Source organism: Dinoroseobacter sp. S375 (genome assembly GCF_049800775.1).
Classification (GTDB): domain Bacteria; phylum Pseudomonadota; class Alphaproteobacteria; order Rhodobacterales; family Rhodobacteraceae; genus Dinoroseobacter.
The window spans coordinates 37662-56125 of sequence record NZ_JBNAFR010000006.1 but is presented as its reverse complement, the minus strand read 5'-3'; the positions used below and the strand labels follow the sequence as shown (position 1 = coordinate 56125).

The window sequence follows — 18464 nt, the reverse complement described above, 5'->3', positions numbered from 1 at the left end:
ATCCCGCGGACCCCAGATCCGCCGCGTCAGTGCAGCGGCAGCTCATGGGTGACATGGCGCCACTCACCGGGCGAGATCATCTTGCGATGGGCAAATCGCACGGAATGCAGCGCGCCCTCGATCTCGGCCTGCCAGAATTCGATGAACTTGAACAGCGCCGGGTAGTCCGGCGCGAGGTCATAATCCTGCCAGATGAAGGTGTTCAGAACGCTGGGATGGTCGGGCATGCGGTAATACATCTCCGCCGTGGTCAACCCGTATCCGCGCAGCATCAATTCGGTCTCGTGGCCTGCCATATGCGTCTCCGTTCCGGTCCGTTCCCTTCATCGAGACATATCGTGTTTAAGAATTCAATAAGAACAGCATGTTAGCACTCCATGGCAGAGGCTGCTCGTAAATGTCATGCACAACTTGTGCGCAAGATAAAGGTTCTGTTATACTCCAAAGGACTAAATATTGTGCCTCTGACATAGGAGTTCGGCCCACGTGACCGACACCCCGGAACCCCCTGAGAACATGGACGAAACCCCCGGCGGCGGGTCCGATTATACGGGGCCGACCATCTCCATCGCGGAGGAGATGAAGAGCTCCTATCTCGATTATGCCATGAGCGTGATCGTCAGCCGCGCGATCCCGGATCTGCGTGATGGGCTCAAACCGGTACATCGGCGGATTCTCTATGCCATGCACGAAACCGGGAACTCTCACGAAAAGGCCTATCGCAAGTCGGCGCGGCCCGTGGGCGATGTCATGGGCAAATACCACCCGCACGGGGATGGGGCGATCTATGACGCGCTGGTGCGGATGGCGCAGGATTTCTCCATGTCGCTGCCGCTGCTCGATGGACAGGGCAATTTCGGCTCCATGGACGGAGATAACCCGGCGGCCATGCGGTACACCGAGGTGCGGATGGACAAACCCGCCGCCTCGCTGCTGGCGGATATCGAGAAAGACACCGTCGATTTTCAGGACAATTACGACGGCAAGGATCAGGAGCCGACGGTCCTTCCGGCGCGTTTCCCGAACATGCTGGTCAATGGGGCTGGCGGTATCGCGGTCGGTATGGCCACGAATATTCCGCCCCACAATCTCGGCGAGGTGATCGACGCGACGCTCGCGCTGATCGAGACCCCGGATCTCGAGGTTGAGGACCTAATGCAATACGTCCCGGCCCCGGATTTCCCCACGGGCGGGCAGATCCTCGGACGGTCCGGCGCGCGCAAGGCCTATCTGGAGGGGCGCGGCTCGGTCATCATCCGCGCCAAGACCCGGATCGAGGAGCTGCGCAAGGATCGCTACGCCATCGTGCTCGACGAGATCCCCTATCAGGTTAACAAGGCCTCGATGATCGAGAAGATCGCCGAGCTGGTCCGCGAGAAGCGGATCGAGGGCATCGCCCATGTGCAGGACGAGAGTGACCGGATCGGCGTCCGCGTGGTGGTCGAGCTGAAGCGCGATGCGACGCCCGAGGTCGTGCTGAACCAGCTCTACCGCTTCACGCCCATGCAGACCTCCTTCGGCTGCAACATGCTGGCGCTGAATGGCGGGCGGCCCGAGCAGCTGACGCTGAAGGATTTCCTCAGCAGTTTCATCACCTTCCGCGAGGAAGTTGTGGCGCGCCGTACGGCCTTCGACCTGCGCAAGGCCCGCGAGCGGAGCCATATCCTCTGCGGTCTGGCCGTGGCTGTGTCCAATGTGGATGAGGTCGTGGCCACCATTCGTGCCTCCGCCGACGCCGCCGAGGCCCGCGAGAAGTTGATGACCCGTCGCTGGCCCGCCGCGGACATCGCCGATTACATCCGTCTTATCGACGACCCAACCCACACGATGAACGACGACGGGACCTACAACCTGTCCGAGACCCAGGCCCGCGCGATCCTCGAGCTGCGTCTGCAGCGCCTGACCCAGCTTGGCGTCAAGGAAGTCACCGACGAGCTGCAGGAACTGGCGGGTAAGATCCAGGAATATCTGGACATTCTGCGCTCCCGCTCGCGGATCATGGCGATCATTTCGGACGAGCTGCGCGAGGTCCGCGAGCAGTTCGCCGTGCCGCGCCGCACCGAGATCACCGAGTGGTCCGGTGACATGGAAGACGAGGACCTGATCGAGCGCGAGGACATGGTAGTCACCGTCACCTCGGGCGGCTATATCAAGCGCACCCCGCTGGTCGAATTCCGCGCGCAAAAACGCGGTGGCAAGGGCCTGTCGGGGATGAACACCAAGGAAGACGACGTGGTCACGACGCTGTTTGTCGCGAATACCCACACGCCGCTTCTGGTCTTCACTACGGACGGGATGGTCTACAAGCTCAAGACATGGCGACTGCCCTCGGGCGGACGCAATGCCCGCGGCAAGGCCATCGTCAACGTGCTGCCGATTCCAACCGGCACCTCCATCGCGGCGATCATGCCCGTGGACCGGGACGAGGAAGACTGGTCCGACCTGCAGATCGTCTTTTCAACCTCTGCCGGAGATGTGCGTCGTAACGCCTTGTCAGACTTCACGAATGTGAAGTCCAACGGCAAGATCGCCATGAAGCTGCCCGAGGGGGTGAGCCTTGTGAAGGCGCGGATCTGTTCCGAGGATGACGATGTTATGCTGATCACCGCCTCGGGGCGTGCGATCCGCTTCCGCACCACGGATGTCCGGGTTTTCAAGGGCCGTGACAGCACGGGCGTGCGCGGTGTGCGCTTGGCCGAGGGCGACGAAGTCGTCTCCATGGCGGTGATCCGGCATTTCGAGGCCGACCCGCAGGAGCGCGCCGCCTATCTCAAGATGCGCCGGGCCGTGGCCGGGCTTGCGGATGAAGCCGAGAGCGATGATGAAGAGACCGTTGAGGCCGGGCAGCTCAGCCCCGAGCGCTATGCCGAGATGTCGGCGGCCGAGGACCTGATCCTGACGATCACTTCCGGCGGGACGGGCAAGATCAGTTCCAGCCATGACTACCCTGTCCGCGGGCGTGGTGGCCAGGGTGTGACGGCCATGGACAAGGCGATGCGGGGCGGCCCGCTGGTTGCATGCTTCCCGGTGGAGCTGGACGACCAGATCATGCTCGCCACCTCCACGGGCCAGTCGATCCGCTGCCCGGTGGACGGGATCAGCTTCCGCTCCCGCGCGGCAGGCGGCGTGAAGGTGTTCAACACCGCGCCGGGCGAACAGGTCGTCTCGGTGGCCTATATCGCCGATCAGGGCGAGGACGAGGATGGCGCCGAGGACGAATAACCCTCGGCGCGGCCCGCGCGGCGGCGGATCGCACCCGTCGCCCCTCAGCCCGCCGGGGTCGTCAATCCGACATTTCCATCCCGCTCATGAGCCTCTATATCGAGGCCCATGAGCACAGCAGATCACACACTCCACATCATCGGCGGCGGCATGGCCGGATCCGAAGCCGCCTGGCAGGCCGCCCAGATGGGCGTCAATGTCGTCATCCACGAGATGCGGCCCAAGGTCGGCACCTTTGCCCACAAGACCGGGCATCTGGCCGAGATGGTCTGCTCGAACTCCTTCCGCTCCGATGATGACGAGCAGAACGCCGTGGGGCTCCTGCATTGGGAAATGCGCGCCGCGGGCGGTCTCATCATGGAGATGGCGGATCGCCACGCCCTGCCCGCCGGTGGCGCGCTGGCTGTGGACCGCGACCCGTTCGCGGCCTCGGTGACCGAGCGGCTTCTGGCCCATCCGAGGATCACCCTCGATGGGGACGAAATCACCGCCCTGCCCGAGGACGGAACCTGGATCATCGCGACCGGCCCCCTGACCTCGGGCGCGCTGGCCGAGGCGATTGCCGCCGAGACCGGACAGGAAAGCCTCGCCTTCTTCGACGCCATTGCGCCGATCCTCTATTTCGACAGTATCGACATGTCCAAGGCATGGATGCAGTCGCGCTATGACAAGGGCGAGACCGAGGAAGAGCGGACCGCCTATCTCAACTGTCCCATGGATCGCGACCAGTACGAGGCCTTCATCGATGCCCTGCTGGCCGCCGAGAAGACCGAGTTCAAACCGGGCGAGACGGCGGGATATTTCGACGGCTGCCTGCCGATCGAGGTGATGGCCGAGCGGGGCCGCGAGACCCTGCGCCATGGCCCGATGAAGCCCGTGGGCCTGACGAACCCGCACCAGCCGGACATCAAGGCCCATGCGGTGGTCCAGCTGCGCCGGGACAATGCGCTCGGCACGCTTTACAACATCGTCGGGTTCCAGACGAAGATGAAATACGGCGCGCAGACCGAAGTGCTCCGGATGATCCCGGGGCTGGAAGAGGCGCGCTTTGCCCGTCTCGGCGGGATCCACCGCAATACCTTCATCAACTCGCCGACCCTGCTGGATGCGCAGATGCGCCTGCGCAAACGCCCCAACCTGCGCTTTGCCGGTCAGATCACCGGGGTCGAAGGCTATGTGGAAAGTGCCGCCATGGGCCTGCTCGCTGGTCGGATGGCCGCGGCCGAGATCCTCGGCCAGCCGGTCGAGGGGCCACCGCAGGAAACTGCCATGGGCGCGCTCATCCATCACATCACCGGCGGGGCCGAGGCCAAGACATTCCAGCCGATGAACGTGAATTTCGGGCTCTTCCCGCCCCTTGACGGGGTGCGCGGGGGCCGCCGGGGCCGCAAGGAGCGCTACAAGGGCTATACGGACCGCGCCAAGGCCGCCTGGATGGACTGGCTCGGGCAACCGCTCGCGGCGGAGTGATCCGCGCACCCCGAAACGCCCCATGAAGACGCGCTTTGCCCCCTCGCCCACCGGTCCGCTCCATCTCGGCCATGGGTTCTCGGCCTGCACGGCGGCGGAGATGGCCGAGGCGGCGGGCGGCACCTTCCTCTTGCGGATCGAAGACATCGACCAGAGCCGCGCGCGCCCGGAATGGGAGGCACTGATCTACGAGGATCTCGCATGGCTCGGGCTGGCATGGCCGAGCCCGGTAATGCGGCAGTCCGAGCGGCAGGCGTCCTATGACGCCGCGCTCGATCGCCTTTGGTCAGACGGTCTGCTCTATCCCTGCACCTGCACGCGGCGCGATATCGCCGAGGCAACCCGCGCCCCGCAAGAGGGCGCGCCCCTGCTGGGCCCGGACGGAGTGATCTATCCCGGCACTTGCCGAGGGCGGTCCCGCAAGGGCCCCCGGCCCGTGGGCGCGGTGCTGCGGCTGGATATGGCGGCGGCGGTGGCGCGCTGCGCACCGGACGCGCTGCGCTTTGTCGAGACCGGTGCGGGTCTCGCGGGCGAACAGGGCGAGATCACCCTCGCGCCCCACGGGCTTGTGGACCGCGTCGGCGATGTGGTGCTCTGCCGGCGGGACATGGCGACCTCTTATCACCTGTCGGTGGTGGTCGATGATGCGGCGCAGGAGATCACCCATGTGGTGCGGGGGCGCGACCTGTTCGAGGCCACGGCGATCCATGTGGTGCTGCAGGCGCTGCTTGGGTTGCCGGTGCCCGCCTATCACCACCACCGCCTGATCCGCGATGCGGCGGGCAAACGGTTGGCCAAGCGCGATGATGCGCGCGCCCTGTCGGCCTATCGGGATGCCGGACTGTCCGTGTCCGAGGTTCGCGCACTCTGGTCCGACCCGCAGGGGTGATGCGCTCGGATCACGGCCTCGCAGCGTCTGGCGAGCTCCTTGCGATTGGCGCAGCTGCGCACCGGGATCGGGTCGTGAAACATCACCTCGACGCGGCCATGGCGGGGTTGGGCCAGCATCTGCAGGAAATGCCCGCCGAACTCCATATCGCCCCACCAGCCGTAAAACCGCGGATCGACTCCGTCCGGCGCGTGATAGATCACCGTCACCGGCTGCACCGCGCTGTCTTCGCGCAGATCCGGTTGGAAGAACGCGGAGAAGAGCGAGGATTTGAAGGGCAGCACGCGGCGGCTGTCGCTGCTGGTGCCCTCGGGAAAGAGGATCAGGTGATGCCCCGCCCGCAGGCGCGCATGAAACGCCTGCGCCTGATCCGCAGTGGCGCTGCGGTCGCGACGGATGAAGAGCGTGCCCGTGGCCCGTGCCAGCCACCCGATGCCGGGCCAGCCGGCTACCTCGGATTTCGAGACGAAATAGACCTGCTGACAGGAATTCAGGACGAAGATATCGAGCCAGCTCGCGTGATTGGCGACCTGCGCCCCCTGAGCGCGCAGCGGGGTGCCGGTCACCTGTCGTGGCAAGCCCATCAGGGCCAGCGCGATGCGGCAAACAAATGTGGTGATATGGGGCGTGAGGGGGCGGTGCAGTCCAAAGAGCGGGCGTTCAACTAGGCGCAGCAGAAGCAGCAGCACGAGCCCGCCAAACACCACCAGCGCCATGGGTAGCCCGCGTATCACCACCCGCCCCCAATCCGCCAACCCAAAGCGCCGGGGCGCGGGCGGCGGTCCGTCTCCGTCCCAAGTGCTCATGAGGCGCGCTGGGTGTGGAAGGCCTTGCGCTTGGCGGACATGCGATTGGTATCCATGACAAGACAGACATCGGTGGTGTTGAAGGCATGGTCGATGAAGGCCCCTTCGCCCACGCCGCCGCCAAGCCGCAGATAGGCCTTGATGAGCGGCGGGATCGCGCGGCTCGCCGCAGCCATGTCCAGCTCGGCCTCGGGGATCAGGTCCATGGGCTGGAAATGCTCCGGCTGCGCCGAGACCCGCAGGCCCGCAGGGGCCAGATGCCTGTGGTGCAGCAGGGACAGCGGCGCGCGCAGCGTCTCGATATCCGTGCCGTGAAAACTGGCAACGCCAAAGAGAACCTCGACCGCGTTCTCTTCCACATAGGTTGCGAGGCCGGACCAGAGCGCCATCATGGCCAGTCCGCTGCGATATTCCGCATGGACGCAAGAGCGGCCCAGCTCCAGCAGGTTGCGGCCCGAGCCCCGGAGCGGGTCCAGATTGTACTCAGCCTCGGAGTAATAGGACCGTCCGGCCGGCAGGCGCTTGCCCTGCAGCAGCCGGTACACCCCGACCACCTGGTCCAGATCATCCGCAGGCCGCGCCAGATCGCGCAACAGTAGATGCTCGCAGATCGTGTCGTATTCATCCCGCTCCAGCCGCGCGGCGTGATCGACCAGCGCGCCAGTGCCCCCAAGCTCGTCCACGAACACGTCATAACGGAGCCGCTGGGCCGCGCGCATGTCCGCCGCGGTCTCGGCCAACGTGACATCAAAACGGGGCGTATGGCTCAACATGGCACGCTCTTTAACGCATTCCCGAGAACATGCAACGGATCGGCGTCTTGGTTCGTTGACACAACCTCAGGTTGTTGTTAACCTTCACAAGTAGTCGGTTTAGGAAAGTCACTCCATGTCAAAAAGCCGATCCAATGCAATGCGCGTGGCGTCCATCACGACTTTGCCCTCATTTTCGAAATTGACCGTGATGCGACTGTTTATGTTTGACTGCACCTGCCCCACCCCCCACTCGGGTTGGTCGGGATTGCGCACGAACATGCCCGGTTCCAGAAGCGCGTTCATCTCTGACATGGCGGTGCATCCTTTCGTTGGAGGCGATCATGAGTGATCCGGGACAGGCAGGCCAAGCGCAGGATCTCAGCGCGCTCATAGGATCCAGGATCTGTCATGATCTTATTAGCCCGCTTGGGGCAATCGGCAATGGGCTGGAGCTGTTGCAGATGTCCGGCGCGAGCGAAGGGCCCGAAATGGCGCTGATCGCGGAGAGCGTCGAAAGCGCGAATGCGCGGATCCGCTTTTTCCGGATTGCCTATGGCGATGCGCAGGTCAATCAGATGATCAAGGGGGCCGAGTTGCGCGGCGCGCTCCATGGCAGCTACCAGGGCGGGCGTCTCGTCATCGACTGGCAGCCTGAGGATATGCTGCGCTCGGATGCCAAGAAGGCCTTCCTGACCCTGCAATGCCTTGAGACGGCGATGCCCTATGGCGGCACGATCCGGGTCACGGGACAGCCGGGCGCGCTGGTCTATACGGGCACGGCGCAGCGCTTTGCCTTTGATGAAATGTTGTGGAACGGATTGGCGGGAACAGCGCCCCTTGATCACCTCCGGCCCGCGCAGGTGCAATTTGCCCTGCTGCGCGAGCTCGGACAGGTCACGGGGCGGCCGATCCGGGTGGTGCGGACCGACGAGACGACGCTGTCGGTCCAGACCTGAGGCAGTGCGACGATCCGGTCAGCTCCGGATCGTGCCATCCCCTTCGACAAGGTATTTGAACGAGGTCAGCTGCTCGGCACCCACGGGGCCGCGGGCATGCATCTTGCCCGTGGCGATGCCGATCTCGGCCCCCATCCCGAACTCGCCACCATCGGCGAACTGGGTCGAGGCATTCCGCATCAGGATCGCGCTGTCGAGCCGCTGAAAGAAGCGGTCCGCCGTGGCGTCATTCTCGGTCAGGATGCAGTCGGTATGCTGCGAGCCATGATCCCGGATATGGGCAATCGCCCCATCCACACCATCGACCACACGGGCGGCGATGATCATGTCGAGAAATTCCCGGCCATAGTCATCTGCAGCCGCCGGCACCGTGCCCGGCACCGCTTGCAGGGTCTCATCCGCGCGCACCTCCACACCGGCGTCGATCAGGTCGCTGAGGACCTGCGCGCCGTGTGCATCGAACCACGCGCGATCGATCAGAACGCATTCCGCAGCGCCACAAATCCCCGTGCGGCGGGTCTTGGCGTTCAGGATCACGGCGCGCGCCTTTTCCGCATCCGCATCGCGGTCGAGATAGATGTGGCAGATCCCCTCGAGATGGGCAAAGACCGGCACGCGAGCTTCGGCCTGCACCCGGCCCACAAGCCCCTTGCCGCCGCGCGGGATGATCACGTCGATCGTATCCGTCATGGTCAGCATCTCGCCCACCGCGGCCCGATCCCGGGTCGGGACCAGCTGGATCGCCGCCTCGGGCAGACCGGCGGCGCGCAGCCCGTCCACGAGACAGGCATGGATCAGCGACGAGGAATGGAAGCTCTCGGAGCCACCGCGCAGGATCACCGCATTGCCGGATTTCAGGCAGAGCGCCCCGGCATCGGCGGTCACGTTCGGGCGGCTCTCATAGATCACGCCAATCACGCCGAGCGGTGTGCGCACCCGGCGGATCTTCAGCCCGGTGGGCCGATCCCAGGCCGAGGTCACGGCCCCCACGGGATCGTCTTGTGCCGCCACGGCGCGCAGGCCCTGGACGATGCCGTCGATCCGTCCCTCATCGAGTGCCAGACGGTCCATCATCGCGGGGCTCAGCCCCTTGTTGCGGCCGAACTCCAGATCCGATGCGTTGGCGGCGATGATCTCGTCGCGCCGGGCCCAGACCGCATCCGCCGCCTTGGTCAGCGCCTCGGCCCGCTGTGCGGCTGGGGCGAATGCCAACTCCGCCGCGGCCTTTTTGGCTGCGGTCCCGATTTCGGTCATCAGGGCGGGGATATCGGCAAAGTCTTTCATGACAGACCCTCTGGGGTTGGTGTGGACATTGGGGATACGGGGAAATCCCGTTTCGGGCAAGACCGGGGCTTCGTCCGGTCCCATGAGAACGGCTGGTTTACAGGACCATATCGTCCCGGTGCACCAGCACGGCACGGCCTGGATAGCCCAGCACATCGGCAATCTCGGCGCTGCGCTTGCCGCGAATGGCCCGCGCCTCGGCAGCCGTGTAGCGGGTCAGTCCCTTGCCGAGCGCCTGGCCGTCCGGGCCGAGGATCGCCACGGGGTCACCGCGCCCAAACTGGCCCGAGACATCCGTGATCCCCGCGGGCAGCAGGCTCTTGCCCCGGCTCAGCGCCGCATGGGCGCCGGGATCGACGGTGATCTCGCCGCGCGGTTTCATCGCCGCGATCCAGTGCTTGCGCGCGGCCAGCGGGTCCGTGCGCGGCAGGAACCACGTGACCGGCGCGCCGTCGATCAACCCCTGCAGGGGCCGCAGGCGCGAGCCTTCGGTGATCGCCATGGCGCAGCCCGCATCGGTCGCCGTGCGTGCGGCCAGAAGCTTGGTCTTCATCCCACCCTTGGAGATGCCGGAGACCGCGTCGCCCGCCATGGCCTCGATCTCGGGCGTGATCTCGTCGATCACGTCGAAGCGCCGCGCCTCCGGGTCAATCGCGGGATTGGCGCTGTAGAACCCGTCCACATCGGACAGGAGCACAAGCTGATCCGCCCCAGCCATGACTGCGACCTGCGCGGCCAGCCGGTCATTGTCGCCATAGCGGATCTCATCCGTGGCAATCGTGTCATTCTCGTTGACGATCGGCGTCACCCCGAGGCCGAGCAGCGTCCCAAGCGTCGCGCGCGTATTGAGATACCGGCGTCGATCCGTGCTGTCTTCAAGGGTCACCAGCACCTGGGCGGTGGTCTGACCATGGGGGGCGAGCACCTCCTCATAGGCGCGGGCAAGCCGGATCTGGCCCACGGCGGCGGCGGCCTGGGCCTGCTCCAACGGCAGGGGCCCGGTCCCGAGGCCGAGCACCCGGCGCCCCAACGCGATCGAGCCCGAAGAGACGAGGATCACATCCGAGCCCCGCGCCCTTGCGTCGGCCACGTCCTGTGCCAGCCCCTTGAGCCAGTCCTGACGCAGTGCGCCGCTCGTCTGATCCACCAGAAGCGCCGAGCCGATCTTGACGACAAGGCAGCGCGCGGTCTCTAGGGCTGCCATGCCTCGGGCTCCTGATTGGCGGCAATCTCGGCCTGCCGCGATCCCTCGATCCGGCGGCGGACGGCGCGCAGCACGTCCTGCACCCCCTCGCCGGTCACGCCAGAGAGTTGCAGCACGGGAAAGCCACTGGCCGCCTGCAGAGCGGCGGCTTTCTCGGCCCGCTCTTCGGCATCCAGCGCGTCGATCTTGTTCAGGGCAGTCACCCGTGGCTTGTCGGCCAAGGCACCGCCATAGGCCTCCAGCTCATGGATGATGGTCTGGTAATCGGCGACCACATCCTCGGCAGTGCCGTCGATCAGATGCAGCAGGACCGCGCAACGCTCCACGTGGCCGAGAAACCGGTCGCCGATCCCGCGCCCCTCATGGGCCCCCTCGATCAGCCCGGGAATATCAGCCATCACGAATTCCGCCCCGTCGATCCCGACAACACCGAGATTGGGGTGCAGGGTCGTGAACGGGTAATCGGCGATCTTCGGTCGGGCATTGGAGGTCGCGGCGAGGAAGGTCGACTTGCCCGCATTGGGCAGCCCCAGAAGCCCTGCGTCCGCGATCAGCTTGAGGCGCAGCCAGAGCGTGCGCTCCACCGCTTCCTGCCCCGGATTGGCCCGGCGCGGGGCCTGATTGGTGGAGGACTTGAAATGCAGGTTGCCGAACCCGCCATTGCCGCCCTTGGCGAGCAGGACACGTTGGCCGATGGTCGTCATATCGGCGATCACGGTCTCTTCGTCCTCTTCGAGGATCTCTGTGCCCACGGGGACACGCAGCACGATGTCATCGCCATCCTTGCCCGTGCGCTGCCGGCCCATGCCATGCTGGCCGGATTTGGCAAAGAAATGCTGCTGGTAGCGGAAATCGATGAGCGTGTTCAGCCCGTCGACCGCCTCGGCCCAGACATCGCCGCCACGCCCGCCATTGCCGCCATCCGGGCCGCCCTGGGCGATGTATTTCTCGCGCCGGAAGCTGATGCAGCCGGCCCCGCCGCCACCGGAGCGGATATAGACTTTGGCGAGATCGAGGAACTTCATGTCTTTGCCTTTATGGGTTGCCGCCGCTCGTACAGGAACACGTCTGCGGGCTCAAGCCGGGCGCGCGAGGTCGCGATACCCTGCCCCACATGGGCAAAGCCGCAGGCTTCGAGGACCTTGCCCGAGCCGGGATTGTCGGTGAAGACCTCGGCCCCCAGCACCGGCAGGTCGAACCGGGCCATGACCGCGTCGGCGACAGCACCTACCGCCTCGCGCGCATAGCCGTGCCCCCAGACCGCGGGGTCGAAGAAATAGTAGATATGAGGCTGCGCACTCACCCCGATGGAGCCGATGAACCGGCCCGCCTCGGTCAGCACCGCCAGCCGGAACCCCAGCGCGCCGCGCCACATATCGCGCGCGATCAGCGCTTCGGCCTCGGCGAGGGGCCAGGGCACGGTAGCCACGAAGATGTTAGGCGCGACGCTCGGATCCCCGGCGATCCGGGCCAGATCCGGCGCATCCCGCATCTCAAGCGAACGCAGGCGCAAACGCGCGGTGCGCAGGTTCGGTAGGTCTTGGTCAGCCATGAGTTCCTCCGCCCCGGGTCGCGTGATACCCCTCCGGGCCCAGCCACATGCCATGGATCGTCACCACGCGGTCCACGGCCAGCGCATGGATTTCGCGATCCTCGCAAGGTGTGAACCCGAGCTTGCGCAACACATGGGCCGAGCGGTCATTGCCCGTGTGATACCCCGACAGAAGGCCCGGCGCAGCGGGGTCCGCGAAATGCAGGTCGACCACCGCCTGTCCGGCCTCGGTCGCATAGCCCCGGCCCCAGACAGACCGGGCCAGCCAATAGCCGAACTCGCGCTTGCGCCCAATACAGCCGACCAGACCGCTGGCATCCTCGATCATCCAGACCTGTCCGGCATGCCCTGCATTCTTGCCGATGAACGCCAGCGCATCCGCCCGGGTATAGGGAAAGGGCGCGCGGGAGAGCCAGCGCACCACGTCGAAATCATTGATAGCCGTGACAATCGCATCGGCATCCGCCTCCGACACGGGGCGCAGGCGGAGCCGGGAGGTTGTCACGATGTGGCCCGGCGCCTGCATGGGATCAGTCCACCCGTTTGAGATAGGTCCAGGTTCGGACCTTGGCGTTACGCGCCACGGAGAAGGCTTCGGCATCGCCGAGATAGTCGAACCCCGCATTGGTCAGCACCCGGGCCGAGACCGGGTTGTCCTGAAAGACCGAGCCGAAGATCGTCTTGTTCGCCAAGGGGTTCGCCGCCACGAGGGCCGCCACGGCCTCGCTGGCAAAGCCCGCATTCCAATAGGCGGGCGCGACCCAGTAGCCGATCTCGGACTGGCCGCGATCCATGCGTTGCAGGGACAGAACGCCCAAAAGCTCTCCACCGCCGAAATCCGAGGCGTCGATCACCCAGACGATCTCGTCGGTCTCGGGCGCGAGCACCCGTGCGATAAAGGCCTCCGCCGCGCCGGGCGGCAGGGGATGCGGGATTGAGGTCGTCGCCTCGGCCACGCGCTTGTCGCTGGCAAACAGCGTCATGAGCCCGGCATCGGATGGCCGGATCGGGCGCAAGACAAAGCGCTCGGCATTGATGGTCTGCACGCTCTCGGGCGCGGTCACGTCCATGGTCATGCTTGTCCTCCTCCGAACAAAACATACAGCACACTGGCCAGTGTCAGTCCTGCGAGCGCGTACATCAGGCCACGCTCCGCAGGGGTTCCAGCAACCCGCGACGCCAATGCGGACCCTCCCCAGGCCCAAAGCGGCTGCAACAGGATCTGGCAGGAGATCAGGCAAAGCGCGATCGCCAGAGTTGCCTGAAACGCCGGGGTTCCAGGGTCGGTAAAGCTCGTGAACCCCGCCGTGATCATCGCCCAGGCCTTGGGGTTGAGCGGGTGCACGATCAGCCCGGCGGCAAAGCCGGGGGCCGCGACATCGTCGCCCCGCGCGCCCGGTTGCAACCGGATTTGCGTCACCCGCCAGGCAAGCCAGCAGATATAGGCGGCCGAGATCCATTTCAGGGTCTCGAAGATCCACGGGTGCTGGGTCCCCAGCGCCAGAAGGCCGAACCCCATGGGCCAGATGATCAGCTGCTTGCCCGCGATCACGCCCGCCACGAAGGGGAGCGCCCGCCGCAACCCGAACCGGGCCCCGGTCGTCATCAACGCCATGTTCGCCGGGCCGGGGGTTCCGACCTGACTGGCGGCGAAAACGAGGAAGCTGCCTATGGCAACACTCATAGCCTCGGACCCTGATGGGGCAGCGCGATGCTGCGATTGCAAAAAACGGGGCGCAAAACGAAAAAGACCGGCCTTGGAGGCCGGTCCGTCAGGAACCTGGGTCCTGAATTGGGAGCGGCTTACTCAGCGGCCTCTGCGGCTGGCAGAACGGAAACAAAGGTGCGGCCTTTGAAGCCTTTCTTGAAGGAAACATTGCCTTCCGCGGTTGCGAAGAGGGTGTGATCCTTGCCCATGCCAACATTGTCGCCCGGCCACCACTTGGTGCCGCGCTGACGCAGGATGATGTTGCCCGGAATGACGACTTCGCCACCGAACTTCTTGACGCCAAGACGGCGGCCAGCGGAGTCGCGGCCGTTGCGGGATGAGCCGCCTGCTTTTTTATGAGCCATACCGTGTGCCTCCTATCAGCTGTTTGCCAGTTCCTGGGCCTGTGCGATCCAGCCTTCACGCTCGATCCGACCCTTGAACGACAGTTTCTCGTCCATAGCAGCCACGTCCTCTTCGGTCCATGCTGCAATCTGCGCGAAGGTGGTCACACCGGCTTCGAGCAGTTTCTTTTCCAGCGCCGGGCCAACGCCCGAGAGCTTCTTGAGGTCATCCGCGCCTGCGGGGGCCTCGGCGGCCTCGGCCTTGGGGGCGGCGGCCTTCTTCTTGGGGGCCGGTGCGGCGGCTTCGACAGCTGCGCTGGACACGGAGCCCGCGCCGATGGCGGCCTTGACGCCAGAGGCATCGGCACCGGAGGCGAGGATGTCGGTGACGCGCAGCAGCGTCAGCTGCTGACGGTGACCCTTGGTCCGCTTGGAGCTGTGCTTCCGGCGGCGCTTGACGAAGTGGATGACCTTCTTGCCTTTGATCTGTTCGATCACTTCGGCCTGCACCCCGGCGCCCTCGACAAGGGGCGCACCAACGGTGCCGTCAACCATGAGAATCTCGTTGAACTGGACTGTGTCGCCAGCTTCAGCGGCAAGTTTCTCAACACGGAGGATATCTCCGCTGGAAACCTTGTACTGCTTGCCGCCGGTCTTGAGGACCGCAAACATATGAACTTCCTTCATTTTCTACCGCGTCCTGTGGCCCCGGAACCCCGGTGTTCATGACCCGGTTCCCCGGATCGCCGCGAACAGCGCGCCTTGTCTTTGGCGTCATTCAATGCTCCGCCACCGGAACGAGCCCGGTGCGGATGGCGGCTTATCCTCGACACGCCCTTGCAAGTCAAGGCAATTCCGGGGCTCTATCGGCCCATGCGCGTGCTTTTCTGTCTTGTCGCGCTCGGAGCCTGCGGGACCGAGGCGAACCATCTGGGCAACCCCTTGCTCTGGCCCGTGACCCTGCCGGTCTCGGCGGTCGAGGAGGCGGTCTATGGTGCGCGCCGGGCCGAGGTGTCCGCCTATGTCGCCGACCAGTACCCTGCGCTTCTGGCCGATATTCGCGCCTCTGGCGGCCCGACCCTCGCCACGGGTTTCGATCTGGCCCGGGTTCCGCCCGAGACACGCGCGCTGGTTACAGCGCGCATGGCCGGGGATATCGCGCTTTATGAGGCCGACCCCGAAGCACTGGTCGTGGCGCTGATGGTGTCGGGGCCCTGAGCGCTCAGAGCTCTTCGCTTGCCATGAACCGCGAGGCCGCCATGCCCAGCCCGCGCGAAACCTCGATGAACATCTCGTCGAACCCGGCAAAGAGCGCACGGGTAAAGGCCTGCCCGGCCTCGGAGCGTGACAGGTCGAGATACGCCTCCATCCGGTCCGCCTCCAACGGCAGATAGGCAGTCAGCAGAAAGGCATAGAGCCATTCGGTCGTGTTCTGGCGGATCTCGCCCTCCTGGCCCCAGACATCCGCAAGAATGTCCGACTCGCTCAGATCGCTGGGGAAGCCGCCGCCCTCCATCAGCCCGACATAGAAGGCGTAGTTGGAATTCAGCGCGCCGACCACGTTCTGGTCCACCAGATCATTGATCTCGATGAAGGCCGTCACCTGGTCGAAGGCCTCGGGATTGCTCGCCTGCAGCTCGGGGATCTGTGCCTTGGTCGCGTCCTCCAGATCCCGGTCCAGAAACGCCTCGCGCGCCGCGATCTCCAGCGCCACGATCTCGACCCCGGTCTCGGAGCCGTAGAAGGCCTCCAGCGGGCTCAGCATGTCTTCGTCGAAGCTGTCGGTAAATCCGGTCTTGAGGGTCTCGCGCATCCGGTCCGTGTCATAGACCGCGCTCACCGCCGCATCCCAGGACGTGCCCCCCGGCCCGCCCAGGAAATCCGCGGCGAGCTCGTCGCCATAGACAAGGCCCTCGGCACGCATCAGGTCCAGCATCCGCTCCATGCCGACGGCATCCAGCAGGGCGTCGATCCGGGGCGAGGCCAGCGCGGCCAGCGGGGCAAGAGAGAGACAGGCGCTCAGGGCGATGGCATGACGCAGCATGGGACCTCCATTAGGGTGCTCCCCTAGAAATATGGAGCCGCGCCCGAGTTTCCAATGCAGGATTTGCGCAATTGCGTGAACCCGCTGCATGGGATCGCCCATTCCCTCTTGCACCCGCTTCGCCGCGCCGCTAAACGAGCCGCCACAGACCCTTCGCGGAGAGGTGCCGGAGTGGTCGAACGGGGCGGTCTCGAAAACCGTTGTGGGTGCAAGCCCACCCAGGGTTCGAATCCCTGTCTCTCCGCCACGGGCCGTCCAGAACGGACAACGCCCGACAGGCCCCCACGCAATCCCCATGACATTGGCGATAGAAACGCCCCGCGCGGCCTGATAGGTTTGGCGGTGCTGCGACACTGGTCGGCCCCTGAGGCGCAGCTTTGGTCGGGGTCAACGGATGCGCTCCGCTGGCCCCGATCCCACCACCGCCCGACGAGACGTGGCGCGGGTGAGGTGCATCAGGCCGCCAGCGCGTCGTCGATCGCCCCCGCCAGCATGTCCACCAGCGCGTCGATCTGGATGTCCTCGATGATGAAGGGCGGTGCGAGCAGGATGTGATCCCCGTGCTTGCCGTCGATGGTCCCGCCGCCGGGATAGCAGATCAGGCCGCGTGCCATGGCGGCCTTCTTGATCTTCGGTCCCAGCTTGAGGTTCGGGTCGAACGGAGTCTTGGCCTCGCGGTCGGCGACCAGCTCGACCCCGCGAAACAGCCCCCTGCCCCGCAGATCGCCCACATGGGGATGTTGGCCGAGCCGCGCCTCCAGGTGCGCTTGCAGCCGCGCGCCCTTCTCGCGCACGCCGTCCATCATCCCGGGCGCGCGCAGCACCTCGAGCACAGCCCCGCCGGCCGCAGCGGCCAGCGGGTGGCCGTGATAGGTATGGCCATGCTGGAAACTGCCGCTCCCTGCGGCGATGGCGTCGTAAATCCGCGACGAGGCCAGCATGGCGCCGATGGGCGCATACCCGGCCCCCAGCCCCTTGGCGATGGTGACAATATCCGGGCGGATCCCGTCCTGTTCGCAGGCAAAGATCGTGCCCGTTCGCCCCATGCCGCACATCACCTCGTCGAGGATCAGCAAAACGCCATAAGCGTCACAGATCTCGCGGATCCGCTGGAAATACCCCGGCGCGGGCGGCACCGCGCCAGCGGTCGCCCCGACCACGGGCTCGGCGACAAAGGCCATGACCGTTTCGGGGCCCAGCCGCTCGATCTCGGCGCGCAGGGTTTCTGCGGCGCGCTGGCCATAGGCCTCCGCGCTCTCCCCCTCCTGCTGGTCGCGATAGGCGTAGCAGGGTGGGATATGGGTGGTCTCGGCCAGTAGCGGCGCGTATTTCTCGCGCCGCCATGCATTGCCGCCGGCGGCCAGCGCCCCCAGCGTATTGCCGTGATAGCTTTGGCGGCGGGCGATGATCCGGTGCCGCTTGGGTTCGCCGATCTCGAGATAGTATTGCCGCGCGAGTTTCAGCGCGGCCTCCACGCATTCCGACCCGCCCGAGAGCAGATAGACCCGCTCGATCCCCTCAGGCGCGCAGTCGATCAGCGCATCTGCGAGGCCTTCGGCCGGCTCGGAGGTGAAAAACCCCGTATGGGCAAAGGCGATCTTGTCGATCTGCGCATGCAGCGCCGCGCGCACCGCCGGGTGGTCATGGCCGAGACAGGACACCGCCGCCCCGCCCGAACCGTCGAGATAGCGCCGCCCTTCGGCATCGATGATGTAGCACCCTGCCCCCGAAACCGCGGTGGGCAGCGCGGCGGTACTGCGCCCGAAGACATGACCAGCCATGGTCTTTATCCGTCTCCGCGCACCACAAAGACCGACTGCTTGGCGTGGCGCACCACGCGCGCCGCGTTGGGCCCAAGCAGGTAATCCGCGATGTCCGGGCGATGCGAGCCCAAAACGATCGCGTCCACATCCAACCGGTCGGCGGCGCGAATGATCTCGTCATAGACCCGGCCATGCATCACATGGGGATGCACATCGACCCCCTCGGGGACATGCGCCTGCACCCAAGCGGTCAGCTTCTCGCCGACCTCATGCAGGGCGCGTTTCTCGAACCCCTCTTCGAAAAAGCTCCCCACGACCGAGAGGCCGAAATCCGGCACCACGGTCACGATATGCAGGGCGCAATCCGAGTTGCCGAGCCGCAGCGCAGCAGGCAGGGCGTTTTCCCAGCTTTGCGGGCTTGAAAGGTCCACGGGCAAAAGCAGTGTCTTGAACATGGGAGGCTCCTC

21 protein-coding genes and 1 tRNA gene are annotated in these 18464 nt (G+C 65.6%); 6 read left to right on the top strand and 16 right to left on the bottom strand.

Features of this window, described 5'->3' with window-relative positions; genetic code table 11:
• Positions 1-26: 26 nt before the first annotated feature.
• Complete coding sequence (locus ACP150_RS14015) at positions 27-296, bottom strand: usg protein (protein ID WP_424967283.1); 270 nt, start codon at positions 294-296, stop codon at positions 27-29.
• Positions 297-486: 190 nt separating this feature from the next.
• On the opposite strand from ACP150_RS14015, the gene gyrA reads away from it, so the two are divergent.
• The 3 genes from gyrA (at position 487) to gluQRS (ending at position 5581) form a co-directional block, all read left to right on the top strand.
• Positions 487-3222: a DNA gyrase subunit A gene (gyrA, locus tag ACP150_RS14010; RefSeq protein WP_424967282.1), complete on the top strand. Its 2736-nt coding sequence runs from the start codon at positions 487-489 to the stop codon at positions 3220-3222.
• Between the two features lie 108 nt (positions 3223-3330).
• A complete protein-coding gene (gene trmFO, locus ACP150_RS14005) occupies positions 3331-4692 on the top strand; it encodes a methylenetetrahydrofolate--tRNA-(uracil(54)-C(5))-methyltransferase (FADH(2)-oxidizing) TrmFO (protein WP_424967281.1) in 1362 nt (453 codons plus the stop codon).
• Between the two features lie 22 nt (positions 4693-4714).
• On the top strand, positions 4715-5581 hold the full coding sequence (gene gluQRS, locus ACP150_RS14000; RefSeq protein WP_424967280.1) for a tRNA glutamyl-Q(34) synthetase GluQRS: 867 nt from the start codon (positions 4715-4717) through the stop codon (positions 5579-5581).
• On the opposite strand, the gene ACP150_RS13995 is transcribed toward gluQRS, so the two are convergent.
• From ACP150_RS13995 to ACP150_RS13985, 3 genes are all read right to left on the bottom strand, one after another.
• A complete protein-coding gene (locus tag ACP150_RS13995; RefSeq protein WP_424967279.1) occupies positions 5518-6387 on the bottom strand; it encodes a lysophospholipid acyltransferase family protein in 870 nt (289 codons plus the stop codon). The genes gluQRS and ACP150_RS13995 overlap by 64 nt on opposite strands.
• Positions 6384-7160, bottom strand: a complete 777-nt coding sequence (locus ACP150_RS13990) for a GNAT family N-acetyltransferase (RefSeq protein WP_424967278.1) — start codon at positions 7158-7160, stop codon at positions 6384-6386. Before ACP150_RS13990 ends, ACP150_RS13995 begins: the two co-directional genes overlap by 4 nt.
• Before the next feature lie 108 nt (positions 7161-7268).
• Positions 7269-7454 carry a DUF3553 domain-containing protein gene (locus ACP150_RS13985; RefSeq protein ID WP_424967277.1) on the bottom strand — a complete coding sequence of 62 codons (186 nt, stop codon included), beginning with the start codon at positions 7452-7454 and terminating at the stop codon, positions 7269-7271.
• A 29-nt stretch (positions 7455-7483) separates the two neighbouring features.
• Between ACP150_RS13985 and ACP150_RS13980 the strand changes: the two genes are divergently transcribed.
• A complete protein-coding gene (locus tag ACP150_RS13980) occupies positions 7484-8098 on the top strand; it encodes a histidine phosphotransferase family protein (RefSeq protein WP_424967276.1) in 615 nt (204 codons plus the stop codon).
• Between the two features lie 18 nt (positions 8099-8116).
• On the opposite strand, the gene ACP150_RS13975 is transcribed toward ACP150_RS13980, so the two are convergent.
• From ACP150_RS13975 to ACP150_RS13935, 9 genes are all read right to left on the bottom strand, one after another.
• A complete protein-coding gene (locus ACP150_RS13975) occupies positions 8117-9382 on the bottom strand; it encodes a glutamate-5-semialdehyde dehydrogenase (RefSeq protein ID WP_424967275.1) in 1266 nt (421 codons plus the stop codon).
• 97 nt (positions 9383-9479) lie between these two features.
• Positions 9480-10586, bottom strand: coding sequence for a glutamate 5-kinase (gene proB / locus ACP150_RS13970; RefSeq protein WP_424967274.1), 1107 nt, complete (start codon positions 10584-10586; stop codon positions 9480-9482).
• A complete protein-coding gene (gene obgE, locus ACP150_RS13965) occupies positions 10574-11611 on the bottom strand; it encodes a GTPase ObgE (protein WP_424967273.1) in 1038 nt (345 codons plus the stop codon). Before obgE ends, proB begins: the two co-directional genes overlap by 13 nt.
• Positions 11608-12138, bottom strand: a complete 531-nt coding sequence (locus ACP150_RS13960; RefSeq protein ID WP_424967272.1) for a GNAT family N-acetyltransferase — start codon at positions 12136-12138, stop codon at positions 11608-11610. Before ACP150_RS13960 ends, obgE begins: the two co-directional genes overlap by 4 nt.
• Positions 12131-12664, bottom strand: coding sequence for a GNAT family N-acetyltransferase (locus tag ACP150_RS13955; protein WP_424967271.1), 534 nt, complete (start codon positions 12662-12664; stop codon positions 12131-12133). Before ACP150_RS13955 ends, ACP150_RS13960 begins: the two co-directional genes overlap by 8 nt.
• 4 nt (positions 12665-12668) lie before the next feature.
• Positions 12669-13214, bottom strand: a complete 546-nt coding sequence (locus ACP150_RS13950) for a GNAT family N-acetyltransferase (RefSeq protein WP_424967270.1) — start codon at positions 13212-13214, stop codon at positions 12669-12671.
• The gene (locus ACP150_RS13945; RefSeq protein WP_424967269.1) at positions 13211-13822 is read right to left on the bottom strand and encodes a LysE family translocator; all 612 of its coding nucleotides are present in this window, start codon (positions 13820-13822) and stop codon (positions 13211-13213) included. Before ACP150_RS13945 ends, ACP150_RS13950 begins: the two co-directional genes overlap by 4 nt.
• A 119-nt stretch (positions 13823-13941) precedes the next feature.
• Entirely contained in the window at positions 13942-14211 is a 270-nt protein-coding gene (gene rpmA, locus ACP150_RS13940; protein WP_424967268.1) for a 50S ribosomal protein L27, read from the bottom strand.
• Positions 14212-14226: 15 nt separating this feature from the next.
• Positions 14227-14862: a 50S ribosomal protein L21 gene (locus ACP150_RS13935; protein ID WP_424967498.1), complete on the bottom strand. Its 636-nt coding sequence runs from the start codon at positions 14860-14862 to the stop codon at positions 14227-14229.
• Between the two features lie 201 nt (positions 14863-15063).
• Between ACP150_RS13935 and ACP150_RS13930 the strand changes: the two genes are divergently transcribed.
• Complete coding sequence (locus ACP150_RS13930) at positions 15064-15408, top strand: hypothetical protein (protein ID WP_424967267.1); 345 nt, start codon at positions 15064-15066, stop codon at positions 15406-15408.
• Positions 15409-15412: 4 nt separating this feature from the next.
• On the opposite strand, the gene ACP150_RS13925 is transcribed toward ACP150_RS13930, so the two are convergent.
• Entirely contained in the window at positions 15413-16234 is an 822-nt protein-coding gene (locus ACP150_RS13925) for a DUF2059 domain-containing protein (RefSeq protein ID WP_424967266.1), read from the bottom strand.
• Between the two features lie 157 nt (positions 16235-16391).
• Here ACP150_RS13925 and ACP150_RS13920 point away from each other — a divergent pair.
• Positions 16392-16481 (top strand) — tRNA-Ser (locus ACP150_RS13920).
• Between the two features lie 208 nt (positions 16482-16689).
• Here ACP150_RS13920 and ACP150_RS13915 read toward each other — a convergent pair.
• Complete coding sequence (locus tag ACP150_RS13915) at positions 16690-18015, bottom strand: aspartate aminotransferase family protein (protein ID WP_424967265.1); 1326 nt, start codon at positions 18013-18015, stop codon at positions 16690-16692.
• 5 nt (positions 18016-18020) lie between these two features.
• The gene (locus ACP150_RS13910) at positions 18021-18452 is read right to left on the bottom strand and encodes a universal stress protein (protein WP_424967264.1); all 432 of its coding nucleotides are present in this window, start codon (positions 18450-18452) and stop codon (positions 18021-18023) included.
• Positions 18453-18464 lie beyond the last annotated feature (12 nt).